Source organism: Neobacillus sp. DZ-9 (genome assembly GCF_059587065.1).
Window position 1 is genome coordinate 658,838 of record NZ_JCAIOL010000002.1, and the last position, 19,852, is coordinate 678,689.

The window sequence follows — 19,852 nt, forward strand, 5'->3', positions numbered from 1 at the left end:
TTTTCCTTGTTTCGTATTCCCGACTTAATGTTTAAAACTAAAAAGTTAAGACTTTGTTAATAATTCTTATATAGGGAGTTAAGTTCTATCAGGTACAATCAATTTACGTCGACGAAGTCATAATTAGGAGATGAAAAAATGATTAATAAAGCAAAATTAATATCATCTTTACTCGGGGTGACAATAGCAATAGGTGCTATTAGTACAAGTACGCCAGTTAACGCAAGTGAACAAAAGAAAGAGATAACAACAATACAAAAGCATTCAGAACATAAATTGACTAAAGGTCAGAAAATGGCTAACATCCTTAGTAGTACCGAATGGCAAGGTACAAGAGTATACGACAAAAATGGGAATGACTTGACAAAAGAGAATGCAAACTTCATTGGCCTTGCGAAATATGACGCGAAATCAGGAAGATATGAATTTTTTGATGCTAAAACGGGGAATAGTCGCGGCGATAAAGGAACTTTCTTTATCACCAATGATGGGAAGAAAAGAATATTAATTTCAGAATCAATGAATTACCAAGCAATTGTCGACATGACAAAACTAAATAAGGATGTTTTTACTTATAAAAGAATCGGAAAAGATGCTAATGGCAACGATGTAGAGGTATTCGTTGAACACGTTCCCTATAAAGAAAAAGATCTGTCTTTTACTGATCCTGACAAGCAGTTGAACACTAGTACAGGTGTTATTATTAAAAACGTTGATGGAGATAAAATTTTAGGCAGCACCCTTTGGCACGGAACAAAGGTATTAGATGAAAACGGCAATGATGTAACAATGTATAATGCAAATTTTATAAGTCTGGCAAAATTTGATGCCAAGACGAATAAATATGAGTTTTACAATGCTGAAACAGGCGTAAGCCGCGGTGATTATGGCTATTTCGATGTTGCACACGGTAATAAAATAAGAGCCCATGTTTCAATTGGAGATAGGAAGTATGGTGCCGCGCTAGAACTTACTGAGCTTAATCAAAAGAAATTTACCTATAAAAGAACTGGTAAAGACAAAGATGGTAAGGACATTATTATTTTCGTAGAACATGAACCATATCATGGTGATCTTAAACCAAAATTTGGTTTTTAAGGAATAATAGAATATGAAACAAGGTTGTCTACAAACAGGTGACAACCTTGTTCCCTTTTCGGTAAATTTATTAAACCTGTACCTCGGATCAGGAGGCACGCTTATGTCCATTCGGTGGAGATTATTAATTTCACATACAACAATGCTAATCGTAACACTAGTTTTATTTATCATAAGTGCTATGTTAATCCCAGTGGCGATTACAGGTGATGTCCGCAGTATTAAAGATTTGTATACACGTCAATATGCGCTCAAGCCTTTAACAAAACCAGAGGAAAATGTATTCCTGGATGTTAAATATTTAGCTAAAAAACAACCAAATCAATTGTTAAATGAAACCTTTCTTAAACAATTTGATCAAAAATTAGAGCCAGTTGCTTCTGGATTAATCATCCGTAAAGGAGAAAAAATTGTCCATTCCTCAAAGATACTAAATTCTATAAAGGACGTAAAAAAGCTGCCTTCTTTTGAACCAGAAAATATTAAAGTAAGAGATACCATCAGTATCAATCATCAATTTTTTTTATATGTTAAATTCGATTTTTATTTTCAGGATCAGGAAAAGGGCAGTGTTATCATTATGAGGGAAGTAAGCCCCTTTGTTGAGCTGTCTAGAAGTTTATTTCCGTTAATATTCGGATTATTATTTCTTTCCTTAATTCTTGTAAATGGTCTATTAAGTTATTTTGTATCCAGGAGTATTATTAAGCCGCTTTTTTCTTTGAAAAATGCAACAGAACAAATGGGAGAAGGTAATTTAAATGTAAAGATTGATAACGTTAGGCACGATGAAATAGGCGAGCTTAGCAATGCCTTTGACAAAATGAGGATAAAACTAAAAGAATCCATTGACCTGCAACTTCAGTATGAAGAAAGTAGAAAGGAATTAATTTCCAATATTTCTCATGATTTAAAAACCCCTATAACATCTATTAAAGGCTATATTGAAGGAATTCAGGATGGCGTTGCAGTTTCACAGGGGAAATTGGATAAATACCTTTCTACCATTAAACGAAAAGCGACAGATATGGATCAATTAATTGATGATTTATTTCTTTTTTCTAAGCTTGATTTAAAAAAACTTCCGTTTGCCTTTGTGGACATTGATATATTGCGGTTTATAAAAAACTTTACTGAGGAAATAAATTTTGATTTAGAGGAAAAAGGTATTAAGATTACTGTAGAAAATCGGATGGAAAATGCTGCGATGGTAATTGCTGACCGTGATCAATTAAGGAGGGTAATGACTAATATCATTGTTAACTCCGTAAAGCATATGAAAAAACCAGAAAAAATCATCACCATTTTTTTAAATGATGAGGAAGATTTTGTTGAAATCGAGGTCCGCGATAATGGCACTGGAATTGAGCCTAAATCTTTGCCATATATTTTTGAGCGTTTTTATCGTGTGGACGCATCAAGAAATCAATCTACCGGCGGAACCGGGCTAGGTCTTGCCATTTCAAAGCAGATTATCACGGAGCATGGCGGTGATATATGGGTGAAAAGTCAATTAGGAGTAGGTACGAGTATCCTCTTTACATTGAAGAAGTCGAAATAGAGTGGTGAATACTTTGAAAAAAATTTTAATCGTAGAAGATGATCTTGATATTGGAGAGCTACAACAAGATTACCTTGAGATTAATGGTTATGATGTTGAATTACAAACCTCTGGCAAAGAAGGATTAAAGCGTGCACTAAATAAAGATTATGACTTATTAATTATCGACGTCATGCTGCCAGAGGTAGATGGATTCGAGATCTGCAAACAAGTTAGAGCTGTAAAGAATATCCCCATCTTATTTGTCTCGGCTAAAAAGGAAGATATTGATAAAATAAGAGGTTTGGGTCTTGGAGCCGATGATTATATTATTAAGCCGTTCAGTCCAGGGGAGCTTGTTGCTAGGGTGAAGGCCCATTTGGCACGCTATGAGCGTTTAGTAGGGAGCACTGATACAATAAAACAGGAAATAAGAATCCGAGGGCTAGTCATTGATGAAATGGCTCGAAAGGTTTATGTGAATAATCAGAGGGTCGCGTTAACTGCAAAAGAATTTGATCTATTACTTTACTTAGCACAGCATCCAAATCGTGTTTTTAGCAAAGAGGATCTTTTCGAAACCATTTGGGGCCTAGATTCCTCCGGGGATATTACCACCATCACAGTTCATATCAGAAAAATCCGCGGCAAAATTGAAAAGGATCCCTCCAATCCTCAATTTATCGAAACAGTATGGGGCGCAGGCTATATGATATCGGTTTAAATGAATCCAAATTACAGAAAAATAATTAAAATAATTAATAGGAGTGAGTTTCAATGAGTAATAAAAAATGGATGGAATATGCCATCAATCTTGCAAAAAATAATGCGGAAAAAGGCGGAAAACCATTTGGGGCGGTTATTGTAAAAGATGGAACAATTATTGCTGAAGGAGTTAATGATGTCCTCGCAACACACGATCCAACAACACATGCAGAACTGCAGGCCATCAGTAAAGCTACACGTTCATTAGGGACAGAAGACTTATCCGAATGTGAATTGTATGCAAGCGGTGAACCGTGTCCAATGTGTTTAAGCGCTATTTATCTTGCAAATATGAATAAGATTTATTTTGCCAATCCGATGGAAGGAAATCCTCTCGCGATGCAAGCAAAAAAAATCTATGAACAAGTTGGACTATCAAACGAAGAAAGAACAAATAAACTAATCCAATTATCAATTGATTAATGAAATGGATTGTTTATGAAACGTAAATCACTTTCTTTTTGTATCATGTTCCTTATTTTGGCAGGTTGTCAAAGCCCCAAAATAGTTGAAAAGTCAAGTGAAGTTCCGATAGAAAAGGCGGTTAATATGAAAGAACAATTTTTTAAAGCTGTAGAAAACGGAAAAATAGACGAGGTTAATAGCTTTTTAAATAAGGGAGTAAATATAAATAGCCAAGATAGTATGGGAAGGACAGCGGTCATGATTGCTACCTATGCTAATGATTTAGAAACAACCAAAGCCTTAATTGAAAAGGGAGCGGATGTTAATATACAGGATAATATGAAAAATAATCCGTTCCTATATGCTGGTGCAGAAGGTTATATTGGAATTTTAAGGCTTACTATTGAGGCGGGGGCCAATCCAAAAATTTTAAACAGGTACGGCGGTACAGCCCTCATTCCAGCTTCCGAACATGGATATGTGGACGTGGTTAATGAACTGCTAGAAAAAACAGAAATAGATGTCAATCATATAAACAATTTAGGTTGGACAGCATTAATGGAGGCTATTGTCCTAAGTGACGGCGGAAAGAAACAACAGGAAACCATCAAGCTGTTAATAGACCACGGAGCAGATGTAAACATACCAGATTCCGAGGGTGTAACACCTTTTCAACATGCGAGCAAAAGAAACTTTGCAGAAATTGAGAAAATTCTTCTGCAAGCGGGTGCAAAAAGATAGAACGCTCTAATAAGCGAGGGATGAAGCCACAATGGTTTCATCCTTTTTATGTTGTATAGTTTTATATTTCAAGGAAATTTAAGGCACGTTTTTGACCGCTTTAAAAGCATTGATTCGTCCAAACTTATATAAACTGCCTTGCCCTGGGATTGGGTCAGTATTCGATTCTATTATTCGCCTTACACTTCCTTTAGATTTTGGATTAATGGCCAAGATTAAACCAGCCAGTCCACTTACAAACGAAGATGCCTGAGATGTTCCGCTAAGAGGTCCTGTAACCTTTCTTCCCATAGGATTAGAATGAGTTGGAAGTGTCGACCAAATAGAAACACCAGGTGCTGCAACATCCACCCATGATACTCCAAAGTTGGAAAAGGATGCGAGTTGATCGTTTTGATCGGTTGCAGCCACACTAATCACTTCAGGAAAAGCCGCCGGATAGTGTTTCTGACTTGTTCCATAGTTTCCTGCAGATGAAATCAACACTACTCCTTTTTTTGATGCATATCGCACAGCACGGTGTAACGTTTCATTTGGTTCTGGAGAGGCAAGGCTCATGTTTATTACGTTTGCTCCGTTATTAGCAGCAAAGATAATTCCTTTCGAAGTGCCACTGATGGTACCTCGTCCATTATCATTCAATACTTTCACGTTCATCAATTTAACCGCATTAAAGGTAACAGCAGCCACACCTATTCTATTATTCGTAATTGCACCAATAATACCAGCGACATGAGTGCCATGTCCGTACAAGTCATCCTTTGTAGAGGAATCCGAGAAGTTTTTATTCAGCACGACTTTCTGTGACAAGTCAGGGTGATGCTTATTTATTCCAGAATCTAGTACCGCTACAACAACGGAAGAATCGGTTTTGGGTTCTAACTCCCGATTATGTGAAAGATTGGGATTAAGGATTTCAGAAGGAATTTTACTCCAGGATTGTGGAGCCTGAATTTTTAAATGTCCCCATTGTAGAGGAAAAAGAGAGTCGTTGGGGGAATATCCATTAGGCTCGCTGGTTGCTTTCGCTATCCCGTTACGTTCTACATATTCCACTTCATTACAAGCGGAATAACGACACAAACTTGCAGTCAATTGATCGGGTTTAACAGAGACAACATCGATATTCAACTCTGTAATATTGTCAATCAACGTCGCTCCAAATTCTTGATGGATTTGAAGACGTTTCAGACTAGAAACATGGGATCGGAAGCAAATGAGGATTTTATCTGGGGAAAATTCCATATTATGCGATTCACCTTACCTTAACCTGATTGGTTCTATAATATATTCGGGGCAGAAGATAGAGGACAAGGCAAATGGCAGGATAGAAGTAAAAAATCGGACCTACAGTTTAGGAAAAGAATTCTTATACTGTTAAAATAGCTTTTAGAACAGCAAAAACATGTGGAGGGAAGTAAGTTGGTTATAAAAGCAATCTTTTTTGATCTAGACGATACCTTACATGATCACCTTTTGCCTTTTTCTAAGGCGCTGAACGCAACGCTGCCCATTAATTATCGGGAAATTGATGTTGTGTCTTTATACAAAAAGTTCAGGCATTTCAGTGATACTCTCTGGAAAAGCTATAGTGCAAAAGAGATAACTTTGAAGGATCTTAGAATAAACCGAATCATTCTTGCTTTAGAAAGCTATGATATTAGAATTACGATAAAACAGGCAGTTGAATTTCAAAATCAATATGAACATGACTCAAAAAAACTTCATTTATTTCCAGAAGTCACTGATGTGTTGAAAACGATCATAAATTATGGTTTAACCCTTGGAATTATTACGAATGGTCCTGTCGAACACCAGTTTAAAAAAATACAGTCCCTCGGGCTTACGAAGTATTTTAATAGGGAATTGATATTTATCTCAGATGAGGTAGGAATAGCAAAACCCAGCCCAGAACTATTCGTTCACGTGGCACAAAGGACTGGATTTGCACCAAGTGAGCATCTTTACATTGGGGATACGTGGTCAAATGATATTGCAGCTTCAAGTAAAGCAGGATGGCAGTCCATCTGGTACAATCACCGAAATAGATTGCCTGAAACGAACCATAAACCACTTACAATAATTGAGAAGCTTTCATCGGTTTTGGCTGTGATCAATAAAATGGACCAAAAGACTTGATAAAAGTCCATTGGTCCATTTTTATTACGATTGATCAATATTAACTTTGCACCTTTATAAATGGAGCAGTAGAATTTCTAATCACTAATTCCGGCTCATAAATAATCGAAGGAGGACGGTCCCCTCTATTTTCAACAGCATTAACAATCCATTTAGCTGCTTCGATCCCCATTTCCATTTTTGGATGAGCTATTGATGTTAGTTTTACTTCTGTTGCCACTGCCAACGATGAATCATCAAAGCCAACAATGGAAACATCCTCTGGAACACTAAGTCCAAGCCGTCTTAATAAATTTAAAACATTTAATACTAGCTGGTCGTTATAACAAACAATTGCGGTGGGCGTAGAATCTGTTCTAAAGAAATTCTCTAACCGTTCCAATAACCTGTTATTTTGATCTTCTGTTGAAAAGGTAATGACCATCTCAGGGAAAAATGGCAGGCTATGTTCTCTAAAAGCGCGGATAAAGCCCTGCATCCGGTTTACCCCTTGAAGGTCATCGGTTTTAAAAATACCAATGATTTTTTCGTGACCCAGTTTTATTAAATGTTCAGTCGCCAAATAACCGCCTTTATCATCATTCATAATCATGTGTGGAGGCATTAGCTGTGAATAGTATTGGTTAATCATCAAATATGGGATGTTGTTCTGCTCCAATTCCAGATAGTATTGGATATTAGGATTGTATTGGCTGCTTTTTGTAGGTTCTACGATAAGGCCGTCAATATTTCTGCTTAACATGGTCTGCAGGCATTGTTTTTCCTTCTCCACATTATTATCCGTACAAGCAAGGGTTAAAGTATAGCCCTTTTCCGTTAACTGGGATTCAATTCCTTTTATTATGGATGGAAAAATATAATCAGAGATGTAGGTCGTGATTACTCCAATATTTTTCCCGTTAGAACTGGATGAATGGATTAAGGCTGGCGTCTGCTCCATTGTTTGCTCTTTTTTAGAGGAGCAAAAGGTTCCCGCACCTTGCTCTCGATAAAGCAAACCTTCATGGACCAAATCCCCGACAGCTTGTCTGACAGTATGTCTGCTTACCCCGAACATTTTCACAAGTTCATTTTCAGAATAGATCTTTTCGCCAGGCTGCACCTTCCCGCTAGTTATCCATTCAGTTATTTTTTCCTTTACCATATTGTATTTGGTTTGTGAAGACACTGTATCACCACTTTCAACTATTAAGCCAAGCTTGTAACTTATACGTACAAGAATACTAATAATCCTATCCTAACAAATAATTTAATAGTTGACTATGATATATTTATTATCAATTTTTTCTCTAAATTATTAAAAAAATACATTGAAATAAATTGATATGGTGATAAAATCGAAATTAAGTTATACGTACAAGTTCAATACTTAAATCAGGTTGTAAGGATAACTTGTGATAGGAGGTCATATATGATGTTAGATCGATTGAAAAGGGATGTTTTGGAAGCGAATCTTCAGTTGCCTAAACATGGTTTGGTCACTTTTACTTGGGGAAATGTAAGCGGTATCGACCGTGAAACTGGACTCGTGGTGATTAAACCAAGTGGTGTACCGTATGATGAATTACATATTGATGATCTAGTTGTAGCGGATTTGGATGGGAACATTGTAGAAGGGAGCTTAAGACCTTCTTCCGATACACAAACACACCTTGCCTTATATCGCGCCTTTCCTCAAATAGGGGGAATTGTACATACACACTCTCCATCGGCTACAAGCTGGGCGCAGGCTGGACGCTCGATTCCTGCCCTTGGAACCACACATGCGGATTATTTTTATGGTGAAATTCCTTGTACACGGACCTTGACGGGAGAGGAAATAGAACGGGGCTATGAGCTTGAAACAGGAAATGTAATCATCGAAACCTTTGAAAAGGAAAACCTTGACCCTGTTGCTATGCCAGGAATTTTATTATCAGGGCATGCACCATTCAGTTGGGGCAAAAATGCCAGCCAGGCGGTACATAATGCAGTGGTATTAGAGGAAGTAGCTAAAATGGCATTAAACACTTATCTGCTAAACCCGCAGATTAAGGAAATCGACCAATTCCTGCTAGATAAGCATTATCTTCGAAAGCATGGTGTGAATGCCTATTATGGACAAAAGTAGATTGAGAGGAAAAAATTCACTTTAAATATAGGATTACTTGTACGGACGACTGTCTGCAGCATGCGAATCAATGATTTGATAGATTACTATCTGTTATTCACTAAGGAGGAATTACAATTGTTAACGACAAAAGCCTATGAATTCTGGTTTGTGACTGGAAGTCAATTATTATATGGAGAAGATGTACTTCGTCAAGTGGAAGCAAACTCAAAAACCATCGTGAATGGTCTGGATGAAGATTCTCGAGTTCCATATAAATTAGTTTTTAAATCAGTAGTAAAGGATTCAGATTCCATCCGCAAATTGATCTTGGAAGCAAATGCCGATGAGAATTGTGCGGGTATCATTACCTGGATGCACACGTTCTCACCATCAAAAATGTGGATTGCCGGCCTTTCTGCCCTGCAAAAGCCATATCTTCATTTTGCTACACAATTTAACCGTGATATCCCTTGGGAATCAATCGATATGGATTTTATGAACTTGAATCAAGCTGCACACGGTGACCGTGAACATGGTTTCATTGCGGCACGTCTGAATGTTAAGCGGAAAGTTGTCGTGGGCTATTGGGAAAACCCTGAGGTAAGAGAACGTATTGGCAGCTGGACGAAAACAGCGGCTGCATTTGCGGAAAGCAAAAACCTTAAAGTTGCCAGATTTGGTGATAATATGCGCCAAGTAGCCGTAACAGAGGGTGATAAGATAGAAGCGCAAATCAAGTTCGGCTGGACAATCAATGGGTACGGAGTTGGAGACCTTGTCGGGCGGATGAATGATGTCACGGATCAAGAAATTAACCAGCTGATGGCTGAATATGAACAGCAATATGATATGACACCTGAAGGACTTACCGATGGTCCGGTCCGCGAAGCCATCCGTTACCAAGCTAGAATTGAACTTGGTATGAAAGCATTCTTAACGGAAGGCGGTTACACCGCATTTACCACTACTTTTGAAGATTTACATGGTATGCACCAGCTTCCAGGCCTTGCCGTTCAGCGACTGATGGAACAGGGATATGGATTTGCTGGTGAAGGTGACTGGAAAACAGCGGCTCTTGTTCGATTAATGAAAATGATTGCCGGTAATGAAGGAACATCCTTTATGGAAGATTATACGTATCATTTTGAGCCAGGGAATGAAATGGTTCTTGGGGCACATATGCTGGAGGTTTGCCCAACCATTTCTGCCACTCGTCCGAAAATCGAGGTTCATCCACTTGGAATTGGCGGTAAGGAGAACCCTGCAAGAATAGTGTTTGATGGAATGAGCGGGTCTGCCTTAAATGCAAGCATAGTGGATCTTGGCCATCGTTTCCGTCTCCTAGTAAATGAAGTAGATGCTGAACAGCCAGAAAGGGATATGCCGAATCTTCCGGTTGCAAGGGTTTTATGGAAAACGCAGCCATCCTTAAGCCAAGCGGTAGAAAATTGGATTCAGGCTGGTGGGGCCCACCATACTGGCTTCTCTTACAAAGTGACATCAGAACAGTTGAGAGATTTTGCTGAACTGGCAGGAATTGAGATCGTCGTCATTAATAATGACACGAAAACAGAGACATTCAATAATGAATTACACTGGAATGAAGTGATCTACCGTTAATTGCATCTTTAAGGAAAAATAATGAAGAAAACACAAGGCTATTAGAAATAATAGCCTTGCTGTTTATTCTAATCTAGGATTTTACTATTTTTTTATTGGAGGAAAAATTCCATGAATTCTGATATAAAAAATGCCATTCAAAGTGGCAATACAACACTTGGTATTGAGCTTGGCTCCACCCGAATTAAAGCTGTACTCATTGGTGAAAATCATGTGCCAATCGCGTCCGGCAGCCATACTTGGGAAAATAGCTATGTGAACAATATCTGGACCTATAGTGAAGAGGATATTTGGAAGGGTGTACAAGACAGCTATCAAAAGATGGCTAATGAGGTGAAACAGCAATATGGCGTCATATTACAAACCGTTGGAGCAATTGGCTTTAGTGGGATGATGCATGGCTATATGGTTTTCGACAAAGACGGGAAGCTTCTGGCGCCATTTCGCACCTGGAGGAACAATATGACCGAACAGGCTTCGAAATCGCTGACAGGACTGTTTAACTACCAAATTCCGCAAAGGTGGAGTATTGCTCATTTGTATCAAGCCATTTTGAACCAGGAAGATCATATTGCTGATATTAACTTCCAGACAACACTTGCTGGATATATTCATTGGAAACTGACAGGACAGAAGGTTCTGGGAGTAGGTGAAGCATCCGGTGTATTTCCAATTGACTTGAATACCAAGAACTATAATTATAGAATGATCGATCAATTCAATGAATTGATTGCACCCCAAAATCTACCATGGAAACTGGAAGATATTTTGCCCGATGTTTTGGTAGCAGGTGAAAACGCCGGCGTCCTAACAGAAGAGGGGGCGAAGCTGTTGGATGTTACCGGAGAGCTGCAGGCTGGGATTCCACTTTGTCCGCCGGAAGGGGATGCAGGAACTGGAATGGTGGCAACAAACAGCGTCGCGAAGCGTACTGGTAATGTTTCTGCCGGAACTTCTGTATTTGCCATGGTTGTACTAGAAAAGGAACTGTCTAAGGTATATTCCGAGATTGACCTTGTCACCACACCTACAGGCAACCTTGTTGCTATGGCTCATTCCAACAATTGTTCTTCAGACCTCAATGCATGGGTCGGATTGTTCGGTGAATTTTCTAAAGTGATGGGCATGGATGTAGACTCAAATAAGTTATATGAAACTCTGTATCATTTGGCTCTTCAGGGAGATCCCGATTGCGGCGGCTTACTCGCTTATGGCTATCTTTCCGGCGAACACATGACCCACTTCGAAGAAGGCAGGCCCTTGTTTGTTCGTTCAGCAGAAAGCAATTTCAACCTGGCTAATTTTATCCGTGTCCATTTATTTACAGCATTGGGTGCTCTAAAAATTGGTATGGATATTCTGCTCAAACAAGAAGAAGTGAAACTGGATGAAATTCTTGGTCATGGCGGCTTGTTTATAACCCAAGGCGTTGGGCAGAGCATTATGGCCGCTGCGCTTAATGCCCCTGTTTCCGTGATGGAAACGGCAGGGGAAGGAGGAGCATGGGGAATCGCTCTACTCGCATCTTATCTAATCAACAAAGCAGATAATGAAACGTTGGATGACTATTTAAGCCATAAAGTATTTGTAGAAAAAGCTAGTAGGACGATGTCCCCTGTTTCAAAGGATGTAGCGGGTTTTGAGCAATTTATGAATCGTTATACAATGGGACTTGCAATTGAAAAAGCTGCAATAGAAAATCTTAATTAAAATTTTTGTAAAAGTCTTCAATTCATTATCGGCAATTGTTATTGGCATACTTTAACAAAAATAAAAATCCTTGATATGAATCAAAGATTTTTTGAGCTTAGCGTATGGGATGACGGATTCACTGCGGAGATGTCAGGCCATGTTCATTACGTAGATCCTCTGACGAAGAAGTTGCGGATAGAAGTAAAGGACGGAGAGTTTGAGCGTGTGGCTTTCGAAAGTGTTGTTGGAGTGAAGGTCGTTAATTAAGCGCATAGAAAAAAGCGCATGAATAGCGCTTCTGTAAATGCTTACTCTTTTTCAAAGGGATACTGTATATTATGAAGGGTTGTCCTTAAACGCAATGGACAAACACGGAGTTTTATTATTAAATTAATCAGTATCAGGTGCCTAAAATATCTTTACATTCCCGAAAATTCTGATATTATAATGCGGAGGTGATAAGCTTGAGCATTTCGGAATTACTCAAAGAGAGCTACCGTTACGATAACCTAATCGAAGCCCAGGTCGATAAGAGCCCGGATGAATTAGTCGTAAGTGATGACGGCAGCAAAACGTTCTTTATTGTTTCGCGAGATTTATTCGAAAGTAAACTGCAGTCACTCGGATACGAAATCGTAGTAGCAGACGGAGAGTAATTTGCTCTCCGTTTTTCTCCGTTATATAAATAAATAAGATATTACGTTAACGAAAAAGAACATATAAAAAAGCGCCCGACTCAACGCTAGCCGAACGCTCCAACGCGTCTATTTGGGAATGTTAACCGTCTCGAAAGCATTATCAATCGCTGCATCTTCGCTTTCTCCGCATCCCTTTACCCCAATCCCATTTATGGTCGGATGATTCCCGCTCTTATTTCTGACAGTTCCGTGACATCGTCATTCTTCCGCTTTATATATAAACAAATCGTCCACTTTCACGTCTAATAATGCCGCTAGTTTAAATAATTGAGGGACCGACGGATAATTCTTACCCGTAGACCAGTTCGATAAGGTGTTGCGAGATACACCCATATATTCCTGTATAAATTCCCGTTTATATTGCGATTGTTTAATACGCTTACCTATTAAGCAAATTATCATGTCTGATCACCTACTATATACTTTCGACAAAACTCGTCCTAATCCTTTCGCAATTTTATTGTGCAATTTTGCACAACTAAATTGTGAAATAGCGGTAATAGCGCGCATATAATCCTAGTATTACAGGAAGGGAGGGATTTCCATGAGTATCAAAAAAGTAATATCGATTTCCTTCAACATCACCAATCCAAAGGAAAAAACGTGGTCCTACAGACAACGAAAAAAGCGCCATGTCACCGCATTGTCACCGTATTGATTAACGGAGAACAAACCGCGAAACATAGCGCTTTTCTAGCAATGACGTCCCAAAGAGGATTCGAACCTCCGACCTACAGTTTAGGAAACTGTTGCTCTATCCTGCTGAGCTATTGGGACACTTTTTATAGGAACGTTATTTATTATAAATAGTTAATTGCAAAAGGTCAATATTAAATAGTTAATGTATGGGAAAATCTGAAAATCTACTTATATATATGAAGGGATTTGTTATTTCGTTCATGTTAATTTATTGATTATCGAAATTCCAAAAAGCTTGGTTCCCTGTAAGAATAGAACCAAGCTTCAATTATTATGCCGTTATAGCAGGTTTATGACTTTTTCCTTTTCTTGCCCAGGCGATCAAAATAGCCAAGATTAGGGCAAAACCTAGGTAGCCCATTGTGGAGTATACTTTTCCTACAAGTGTAGTGAACCCTATTAGGCTGGCGCCGAATCCCAGTAACCCGATCACTACTACGGCCGGCTTGAAGGATATACTTTCTGGTTTAATGAAACGGACTGTAAAGGCATAGAACATACCCACTGCTGTGTTGTACATCATACCAAGTAAAGCAATCGCCATTAGAATGCCTACTGCCGGGTGAATCTGTCCGGCGAGTTCAAGTGTTGGCATATCCACACCGCCAACGATATCCATTTTTACAAACATTGAGATATTAATTAAGATAATCAATATGCCAAGCATAATTCCGCCAAAAATACCGCCCATGCCCGCTACTTTACGGTCTTTAATGGTACCGCCCATAACAATCAATAATGCTGCACCCGCGGCGATATTATAAGATACATATAGTAGTGCACCCATAATCCAGTTTGATGCTGAGGAACTTTGTTCTTTTGCTAATGAATTTGCTTCAGTGAAAGATATATCCATGGTAAAAATAGAATATATTAAAATCACAAATATAATGACCATTAAATAAGGGGTTATGATTGCAATTAAATTAATAATATTTTTTACGTTTAATAATAGAGTTAAGATGGTGGCAGCCACCATAATCACGCTGCCTATCATTGGATCTATGCCGAGCATTTGCTTGAATGTCGAGCCTGAACCCGCAAACATAACAACAGCTACACCGAATAAGAAGAAGGTAATGATAACATCTAAAATGAACCCAATATAACGTCCGCCTAAATAGTAAATAACCTCTTTATGAGATGATGTCTGGAGGTCAGAGCCTAACTGTGCCAGTGTGTAGCCTAAAAATGCGAACGCCACAGCAGCGATAATACCTCCAATGGTTCCTAAAATACCAAAACTAGTAAAATACTGCATAATTTCTTGCCCTGAAGCAAAACCGGCCCCGACAATTAATCCGACGAACGCTCCGCCAATTTGTAAACTTTTCTTCATCCTAGTCACCTCATCATTCGTAATGTTTTTTCGCTACTGTAAATGCATCTACTGCACCAAGATCCACTTCATAGCCAATGCCGGCAATTTGAGGTACTTGAATATATCCGTTTTCCGCCACAACTTCAGGCAGGATAATATCTTTTTCCCAGTAACGATTAGAGCTTGCTGTATCGCCAGGTAAAATAAAGTTTGATAAAGTGGTTAATGCAACATTATGTGCTCGTCCAATCCCAGACTCAAGCATGCCGCCGCACCATACTGGAATCTCATTTGCCTCACAGTAATCATGGATTTTTCTTGCTTCCGTCAGCCCGCCTACTCGTCCGATTTTAATATTAATAATTTTTGTACTACCCAGTTCTACAGCTTTACGCGCATCCTCAATAGAATGAATGCTTTCATCTAAACAAATTGGAGTTTTTAGCATTTTTTGCAGCTTCGCATGATCGATGATGTCATCCGATGCTAAAGGCTGTTCAATCATAGTTAAGTTAAACTCGTCCAGCTTTTTTAAAAGCTCGGCATCCTCCAAACGGTATGCTGAGTTTGCATCTGCCATAATCGCAACGTCAGGGAACTTCTCGCGCAATGTTCGCATTACTTCAACATCCCAGCCCGGCTTAATTTTCACTTTAATCCGTTTGTAGCCTTCCTTTACATATTCATCGACTAACGCTACTAAGTCGTCAATTGATTTTTGAATGCCAATACTAATTCCAACTTCAATTTTTTCTTTTTTTCCACCGAGTGCAGAAGCAAGAGATTGATTGGTTTGCTGTGCATAAATATCCCAAACGGCGCCTTCAATGGTTGACTTTGCCATATTATTTTTTCGGATGGGGGCAAAAAGGTCACTCACTTCATCAGGATGGTTCATTTCCTTCTTTAAAAGTAACGGAATTAAAAAATCCTCTAACATATGCCAATTTGTTTGTAATGTTTCTTCATTGTACCAAGGGGAATGGAAGGCTACCGACTCGCCCCATCCAATGGTTCCGTCTTCGTCTCTTGCTTTTAGTAATAGAAAGTCTTTGTCTGTAAATGTTCCAAAGCTAGTAGTGAAGGGTGCTTTTAATTTCATTTTTAAATGGCGAATCGTAATGTCTGTAATCTTCATTTTGTTTCTCCTCCAAGTGCTAACGTATCTTTTTTTACAAAAATGTATGAATTGTGTGTATCATTTGGCTGTAATCGAACAGTGGCATATCCCGCTTTGAATAAGCGTTGGAACTGCGTTCGCGTCTGTAAACGCCAGTCCATCGCCAGTGGTTGGCTGGCAACTTTTAAGGCTTGAAAATCCTTTGGTACAGCCATTGAATATGCCGGACGGTTTAGATCCTGCTCAATGCCAGTAACGTAAACAGGCAAGCCTTCTTCATTAAATGACATGGTGTTTATAGCTGCAGGCCGATCCATATTTGGTAAATGCTTTTCAACAACATAACGACTGGTTAAATACCAGTGCACTTCAAAGCGGTCTGACGGCAGTCCTTGATTGAAGACGTTCTTCATCTCACCGTAGCAATTTTCTACATAAGTGTCACATATCCCATTAAGCTTGGTTAGATTTAAATATCCGTTTCGGGTTTCAAGCGGGTCATATGTCCAGTGCATCGAATCATAGCCTTTCGAAATGGCAATATCACGTTGTTTAAGCTTAAGTTTTTCACCTATGCCTTGTGAACGGTAATCCTCGTCAATTCCGAGCATATGTGAGCATAAATAGCTTTTGCCACCACGGAAGCCGGCAAAACCATAGCTAAAACCCATTAATCGGCTTCCGTCAAAGGCACCGACCATAATGCCGCCGTTTTTTACTGCCGTTAACGTTTGGTGTGTTGGAGTGGGGGGCATTTCCCAAACTTTACATTCTAATTCTTGAACTTGTTCCATTTCCTCAATTGTTTTCAGTTCTCGAATGATAATCATTGATTCTCGCTTCTTTCTACTTGTTTTAATGCCAATATTAATGCTCTCGTAATAATTTGAGCCCCTGTCGGGAGCCGTTTTCGATTAAACGTCATTTGTGGATGATGTAACCCGGGGGTGACCCCGCAGCCAAGTCCAAGCATCGTTGTTTTTAGTTTTGGTCTTTTATAAGCGTAAAAGTGGAAGTCTTCTCCGCCTGGAGTGACAATTTCCGGTGCTAAATGTTCCTTGCCTGCTACATCGATAATCGCTTGCTGCATTATCGCTTTTGCCGTTTCATCCACTTGAGCGGCGGCAATATGGGCATCCACTTTGTAATCAATCGAAGCTCCATACATCATACTCACGGCGGTGATAACTTTTTCAAACCCGGCAGTTAATGCCTCCATCGTTTCATTATTTTGAGCCCTTGCGTCAATACTAAAGGTTGCCTTACCTGGGATGATATTTGTTGAGGTGCCGCCTGCTTGAAGCTGCGTCATTTTAATAGAAGCCGTTTCGGCCGGGCTAATCCAAACCCGTTTTAACCCGTCAATTAAAGCGGCAGCTGCCTCAATTGCGTTTATCCCTTTTTCAGGTCGGGATCCGTGTGCTTCCACTCCTTTTATGGTTCCAGTCAAAAGTTTTGCAGCCCCATGATAAAGTGCTGGTGCATACGTCCCGTCTTGTAGTTCAAAATGCGGTCTTACATGTGTCCCGAACAGATAGTGAAGCGAATCAACAACGCCTTCCTCCACAAGTGCCTTTGCCCCTTGTGCCTTTTCCTCAGCGGGTTGAAATATAATACGCACGGCTCCTGTTAGTGTTGGGGCCAGTTCTTTTAGTAAAAGAATGGTGCCAAGTGCCATTGTCATGTGCCCATCATGTCCGCATGAATGATTGGCTTGGAACTGACCGTCCACTTCCTGCCATAAAGCGTCGATATCAGTACGGAATCCAACCATGGGAGTTCCTTCGCCAATATCTACATATAGTCCAGTTATATTTTCAAATGTATATGGTTCAAAACCTTCTTTTCGAAGAAAGTCTGCAATAAATGCGGTTGTTTCAACTTCCCCCCAACTGACCTCCGGATTCCTATGTAAATGTTCGAAAATTGAATGTAAACGTTCAGCTAATGTTTGTTCTGTCACCATTGTCAACTCCACCTGTCCGAAATAAAGCCATATTGAAAATCATCGTACTTAACCCGTTGATTGTTGTAGTAAACTGGATCAAATGTCATCATCCCTGTAACTAATATATTTAAAAAGGAAATGAGAGAAGGCATAAGATCAATGGTTGAAAGCTCAGGTTGTTCTAATATAAAAGCGTAGGAGCAATAATTATTGATAGGAGCAAGTTTAGAATCTGTAACGGCCAGAATCGTAATACCCCGTTCATGGAGTGCCTTGGCTATTTGTATTGGTTCTTTAAAATAACGGTGTAGTGAAATGACAATTACCACCGCTTGTTCATCGATTTCCTGTAGGGTACGAATCAGTTCTGCTGTTTGCGTTTGGATAAGTCTGACATTCGGCCGAAGAATATTCATCGTAAAATGCAGCCACTGAGCACCAAAATCTGATGCGCCGGCACCCACAATGTAAATGTTTTTCGCTTCATGTAATTTATGTGTTGCTTCATTAAAGAGTTTTTTATTAATTTGTTTGGCAATTCTGATAATTTTAGAGCTATCTTTGTACATACCTTTTTCGACAAGACACTGGTCATTAAAAAGCTCTTTTTTAGAGGATACGTAATTCCCCAATGTACTTTCAGATGTATGGTTAAATACAAATAGGGTAATTTCTTTTTGCAGCTGGGTATATCCTTCGAGCCCTATTGCATAGCAGAAGCGAATAACTGTTGTCTCACTTGTGCCAGCCTTCTCCCCAACTTCGTCTGCAGAATGGACACCAATAAAGGTTGGGTTTTTAAGCACAAAGTTTGCCACTTTTTGCTGTGCCTTCGATAGTTCATTAAAATGTAGCTCAATCCTGTCCTTGATGGTTTGTTCTTTCAAGAGAAGTCTCTCCTTTAATTACGCATGAAATGAAGTTTAAACTTCTTTTTAATGAATATAAAAATAGCACATATTAAAATTAAAAACAATAAATATTCGGAAATTTTAAAAAAGAATAGAACAGAGAGGGTAGGTTAAGGAGAAATTCACTAGACAAAAAAAGGACCAGGCAATGCCTGGTTTCTCTTAATTTGGATTGTTTATGGAATGGACAAATCCCGTTCTGCCTCCAGCTTTTTGGGTGATTTCTCACGGAAAACAAGCCAGACGAAAAGACTAAGGGTGATTAATAACCCCTCCATCGAAATGATATAGTAAGGATAAGGCCCTAGGACATCCAAAAGGCTTGCGCCATCCGGTTTATGACTTAGGAACATGTAGTTTCCATCTACCAGTTTATTAATCAACATTATTATCGGCATTAATATATTCAAGAAAACAAACAGCTTTACAACGGACCAAATGGTCGGACGGTATCCTTTTGCCCAAGTGAAATACAAAGGAACCCAAATCTCCATTAAATGAGTATAAAAGAAATGAAAAAACCGAAAATGCGGGAAATCGTAATTTAATAATGGAGTGAAAATTGCCTGGGTGGCACCTAATAATGCCGTAAATAATAAAATCTCATAGATTAATTTTTTTCGAGTCAGCAATAAAATGACCGTTAGGATCATGCTGATGCTGCATAATTCCAATGGGAATGCATGACTTACATCCCAGCTTCCATTCACAGCCATCCAAATATGATAGGTTACTTCTATTGCAATTAATGAAACAGCAATTCCAATTTCAACCCCGCGCCATTTCTCATCCTTCAGTTTATTTCTATAAAGAAAAATTAAAATGGCACCTAGAAATAAGATGGTCATAATAACAAAGTGACTAACTGAAAACATATCAAAATCATAATTTTTATTACTTCGGCCAAACCACTCCATAAATTCACCACCCTTTTTTCGATTCATATATAAAAATATATGCATCATATCTTCTTTAATAATTCTATACAAACTAAAATATCCCTTTTAATTGGAAGATAATCGCCATGTGCCTGCTCCACGCAGAATATGATATAATAGTTTGT

General features: G+C 38.9%; 20 protein-coding genes and 1 tRNA gene. 11 read left to right on the forward strand and 10 right to left on the reverse strand.

Annotated elements, in window-relative coordinates:
- The first annotated feature begins 138 nt into the window (after nt 1-138).
- The 5 genes from AC59HZ_RS07790 (at nt 139) to AC59HZ_RS07810 (ending at nt 4,549) form a co-directional block, all read left to right on the forward strand.
- A complete protein-coding gene (locus tag AC59HZ_RS07790; protein WP_496545244.1) occupies nt 139-1,098 on the forward strand; it encodes a DUF4822 domain-containing protein in 960 nt (319 codons plus the stop codon).
- Between the two features lie 103 nt (nt 1,099-1,201).
- Nucleotides 1,202-2,659, forward strand: coding sequence for a sensor histidine kinase (locus AC59HZ_RS07795; protein ID WP_496545245.1), 1,458 nt, complete (start codon nt 1,202-1,204; stop codon nt 2,657-2,659).
- A 13-nt stretch (nt 2,660-2,672) separates the two neighbouring features.
- Entirely contained in the window at nt 2,673-3,362 is a 690-nt protein-coding gene (locus AC59HZ_RS07800; RefSeq protein WP_496545246.1) for a response regulator transcription factor, read from the forward strand.
- A gap of 53 nt (nt 3,363-3,415) precedes the next feature.
- A complete protein-coding gene (locus AC59HZ_RS07805) occupies nt 3,416-3,826 on the forward strand; it encodes a nucleoside deaminase (RefSeq protein WP_496545247.1) in 411 nt (136 codons plus the stop codon).
- A 9-nt stretch (nt 3,827-3,835) separates the two neighbouring features.
- Nucleotides 3,836-4,549 carry an ankyrin repeat domain-containing protein gene (locus AC59HZ_RS07810; protein WP_496545248.1) on the forward strand — a complete coding sequence of 238 codons (714 nt, stop codon included), beginning with the start codon at nt 3,836-3,838 and terminating at the stop codon, nt 4,547-4,549.
- Between the two features lie 78 nt (nt 4,550-4,627).
- Here AC59HZ_RS07810 and AC59HZ_RS07815 read toward each other — a convergent pair whose 3' ends face one another.
- The gene (locus tag AC59HZ_RS07815; protein ID WP_496545249.1) at nt 4,628-5,794 is read right to left on the reverse strand and encodes a S8 family serine peptidase; all 1,167 of its coding nucleotides are present in this window, start codon (nt 5,792-5,794) and stop codon (nt 4,628-4,630) included.
- 177 nt (nt 5,795-5,971) lie between these two features.
- Between AC59HZ_RS07815 and AC59HZ_RS07820 the strand changes: the two genes are divergently transcribed.
- Nucleotides 5,972-6,688 carry an HAD family hydrolase gene (locus AC59HZ_RS07820; RefSeq protein WP_496545250.1) on the forward strand — a complete coding sequence of 239 codons (717 nt, stop codon included), beginning with the start codon at nt 5,972-5,974 and terminating at the stop codon, nt 6,686-6,688.
- 40 nt (nt 6,689-6,728) lie between these two features.
- On the opposite strand, the gene AC59HZ_RS07825 is transcribed toward AC59HZ_RS07820, so the two are convergent.
- Nucleotides 6,729-7,856, reverse strand: a complete 1,128-nt coding sequence (locus tag AC59HZ_RS07825; protein WP_496545251.1) for a GntR family transcriptional regulator — start codon at nt 7,854-7,856, stop codon at nt 6,729-6,731.
- Nucleotides 7,857-8,102: 246 nt separating this feature from the next.
- On the opposite strand from AC59HZ_RS07825, the gene araD reads away from it, so the two are divergent.
- The 5 genes from araD (at nt 8,103) to AC59HZ_RS07850 (ending at nt 12,748) form a co-directional block, all read left to right on the forward strand.
- Entirely contained in the window at nt 8,103-8,798 is a 696-nt protein-coding gene (araD, locus tag AC59HZ_RS07830) for an L-ribulose-5-phosphate 4-epimerase (protein WP_496545358.1), read from the forward strand.
- Nucleotides 8,799-8,915: 117 nt separating this feature from the next.
- Nucleotides 8,916-10,400: an L-arabinose isomerase gene (araA, locus tag AC59HZ_RS07835; RefSeq protein ID WP_496545252.1), complete on the forward strand. Its 1,485-nt coding sequence runs from the start codon at nt 8,916-8,918 to the stop codon at nt 10,398-10,400.
- Nucleotides 10,401-10,511: 111 nt separating this feature from the next.
- Nucleotides 10,512-12,110, forward strand: coding sequence for a xylulokinase (locus tag AC59HZ_RS07840; protein WP_496545253.1), 1,599 nt, complete (start codon nt 10,512-10,514; stop codon nt 12,108-12,110).
- A gap of 75 nt (nt 12,111-12,185) precedes the next feature.
- Nucleotides 12,186-12,359 carry a YolD-like family protein gene (locus AC59HZ_RS07845; protein WP_496545254.1) on the forward strand — a complete coding sequence of 58 codons (174 nt, stop codon included), beginning with the start codon at nt 12,186-12,188 and terminating at the stop codon, nt 12,357-12,359.
- A 197-nt stretch (nt 12,360-12,556) separates the two neighbouring features.
- Nucleotides 12,557-12,748: a hypothetical protein gene (locus AC59HZ_RS07850; protein ID WP_496545255.1), complete on the forward strand. Its 192-nt coding sequence runs from the start codon at nt 12,557-12,559 to the stop codon at nt 12,746-12,748.
- 240 nt (nt 12,749-12,988) lie between these two features.
- Here the strand turns inward: AC59HZ_RS07850 and AC59HZ_RS07855 are convergent, their stop codons facing one another.
- From AC59HZ_RS07855 to AC59HZ_RS07890, 8 genes are all read right to left on the reverse strand, one after another.
- On the reverse strand, nt 12,989-13,192 hold the full coding sequence (locus AC59HZ_RS07855; RefSeq protein ID WP_496545256.1) for a helix-turn-helix transcriptional regulator: 204 nt from the start codon (nt 13,190-13,192) through the stop codon (nt 12,989-12,991).
- Nucleotides 13,193-13,493: 301 nt separating this feature from the next.
- Nucleotides 13,494-13,567, reverse strand: a tRNA-Arg gene (locus tag AC59HZ_RS07860).
- A gap of 193 nt (nt 13,568-13,760) precedes the next feature.
- Nucleotides 13,761-14,828 (reverse strand): YkvI family membrane protein, encoded by a 1,068-nt coding sequence (locus tag AC59HZ_RS07865; RefSeq protein ID WP_496545257.1) that lies wholly within the window; start codon nt 14,826-14,828, stop codon nt 13,761-13,763.
- Between the two features lie 13 nt (nt 14,829-14,841).
- The gene (gene menC, locus AC59HZ_RS07870; RefSeq protein ID WP_496545258.1) at nt 14,842-15,948 is read right to left on the reverse strand and encodes an o-succinylbenzoate synthase; all 1,107 of its coding nucleotides are present in this window, start codon (nt 15,946-15,948) and stop codon (nt 14,842-14,844) included.
- Nucleotides 15,945-16,760 (reverse strand): GNAT family N-acetyltransferase, encoded by an 816-nt coding sequence (locus AC59HZ_RS07875; RefSeq protein WP_496545259.1) that lies wholly within the window; start codon nt 16,758-16,760, stop codon nt 15,945-15,947. Before AC59HZ_RS07875 ends, menC begins: the two co-directional genes overlap by 4 nt.
- Nucleotides 16,757-17,896: a M20 peptidase aminoacylase family protein gene (locus tag AC59HZ_RS07880; RefSeq protein ID WP_496545260.1), complete on the reverse strand. Its 1,140-nt coding sequence runs from the start codon at nt 17,894-17,896 to the stop codon at nt 16,757-16,759. Before AC59HZ_RS07880 ends, AC59HZ_RS07875 begins: the two co-directional genes overlap by 4 nt.
- 2 nt (nt 17,897-17,898) lie before the next feature.
- Complete coding sequence (locus tag AC59HZ_RS07885) at nt 17,899-18,765, reverse strand: MurR/RpiR family transcriptional regulator (protein ID WP_496545261.1); 867 nt, start codon at nt 18,763-18,765, stop codon at nt 17,899-17,901.
- 200 nt (nt 18,766-18,965) lie between these two features.
- The gene (locus AC59HZ_RS07890) at nt 18,966-19,733 is read right to left on the reverse strand and encodes a YwaF family protein (protein ID WP_496545262.1); all 768 of its coding nucleotides are present in this window, start codon (nt 19,731-19,733) and stop codon (nt 18,966-18,968) included.
- Nucleotides 19,734-19,852 lie beyond the last annotated feature (119 nt).

Bases quoted from the DNA above. Each gene is read 5' to 3' on its own strand.
- AC59HZ_RS07790 (WP_496545244.1), top strand. From the start codon at position 139: ATGATTAATAAAGCAAAATTAATATCATCTTTACTCGGGGTGACAATA.
- AC59HZ_RS07795 (WP_496545245.1), top strand. From the start codon at position 1,202: ATGTCCATTCGGTGGAGATTATTAATTTCACATACAACAATGCTAATC.
- AC59HZ_RS07805 (WP_496545247.1), top strand. From the start codon at position 3,416: ATGAGTAATAAAAAATGGATGGAATATGCCATCAATCTTGCAAAAAAT.
- AC59HZ_RS07815 (WP_496545249.1), bottom strand. From the start codon at position 5,794: ATGGAATTTTCCCCAGATAAAATCCTCATTTGCTTCCGATCCCATGTT.
- araD (WP_496545358.1), top strand. From the start codon at position 8,103: ATGTTAGATCGATTGAAAAGGGATGTTTTGGAAGCGAATCTTCAGTTG.
- AC59HZ_RS07840 (WP_496545253.1), top strand. From the start codon at position 10,512: ATGAATTCTGATATAAAAAATGCCATTCAAAGTGGCAATACAACACTT.
- AC59HZ_RS07845 (WP_496545254.1), top strand. From the start codon at position 12,186: ATGAATCAAAGATTTTTTGAGCTTAGCGTATGGGATGACGGATTCACT.
- AC59HZ_RS07855 (WP_496545256.1), bottom strand. From the start codon at position 13,192: ATGATAATTTGCTTAATAGGTAAGCGTATTAAACAATCGCAATATAAA.
- AC59HZ_RS07865 (WP_496545257.1), bottom strand. From the start codon at position 14,828: ATGAAGAAAAGTTTACAAATTGGCGGAGCGTTCGTCGGATTAATTGTC.
- menC (WP_496545258.1), bottom strand. From the start codon at position 15,948: ATGAAGATTACAGACATTACGATTCGCCATTTAAAAATGAAATTAAAA.
- AC59HZ_RS07875 (WP_496545259.1), bottom strand. From the start codon at position 16,760: ATGATTATCATTCGAGAACTGAAAACAATTGAGGAAATGGAACAAGTT.
- AC59HZ_RS07880 (WP_496545260.1), bottom strand. From the start codon at position 17,896: ATGGTGACAGAACAAACATTAGCTGAACGTTTACATTCAATTTTCGAA.
- AC59HZ_RS07890 (WP_496545262.1), bottom strand. From the start codon at position 19,733: ATGAATCGAAAAAAGGGTGGTGAATTTATGGAGTGGTTTGGCCGAAGT.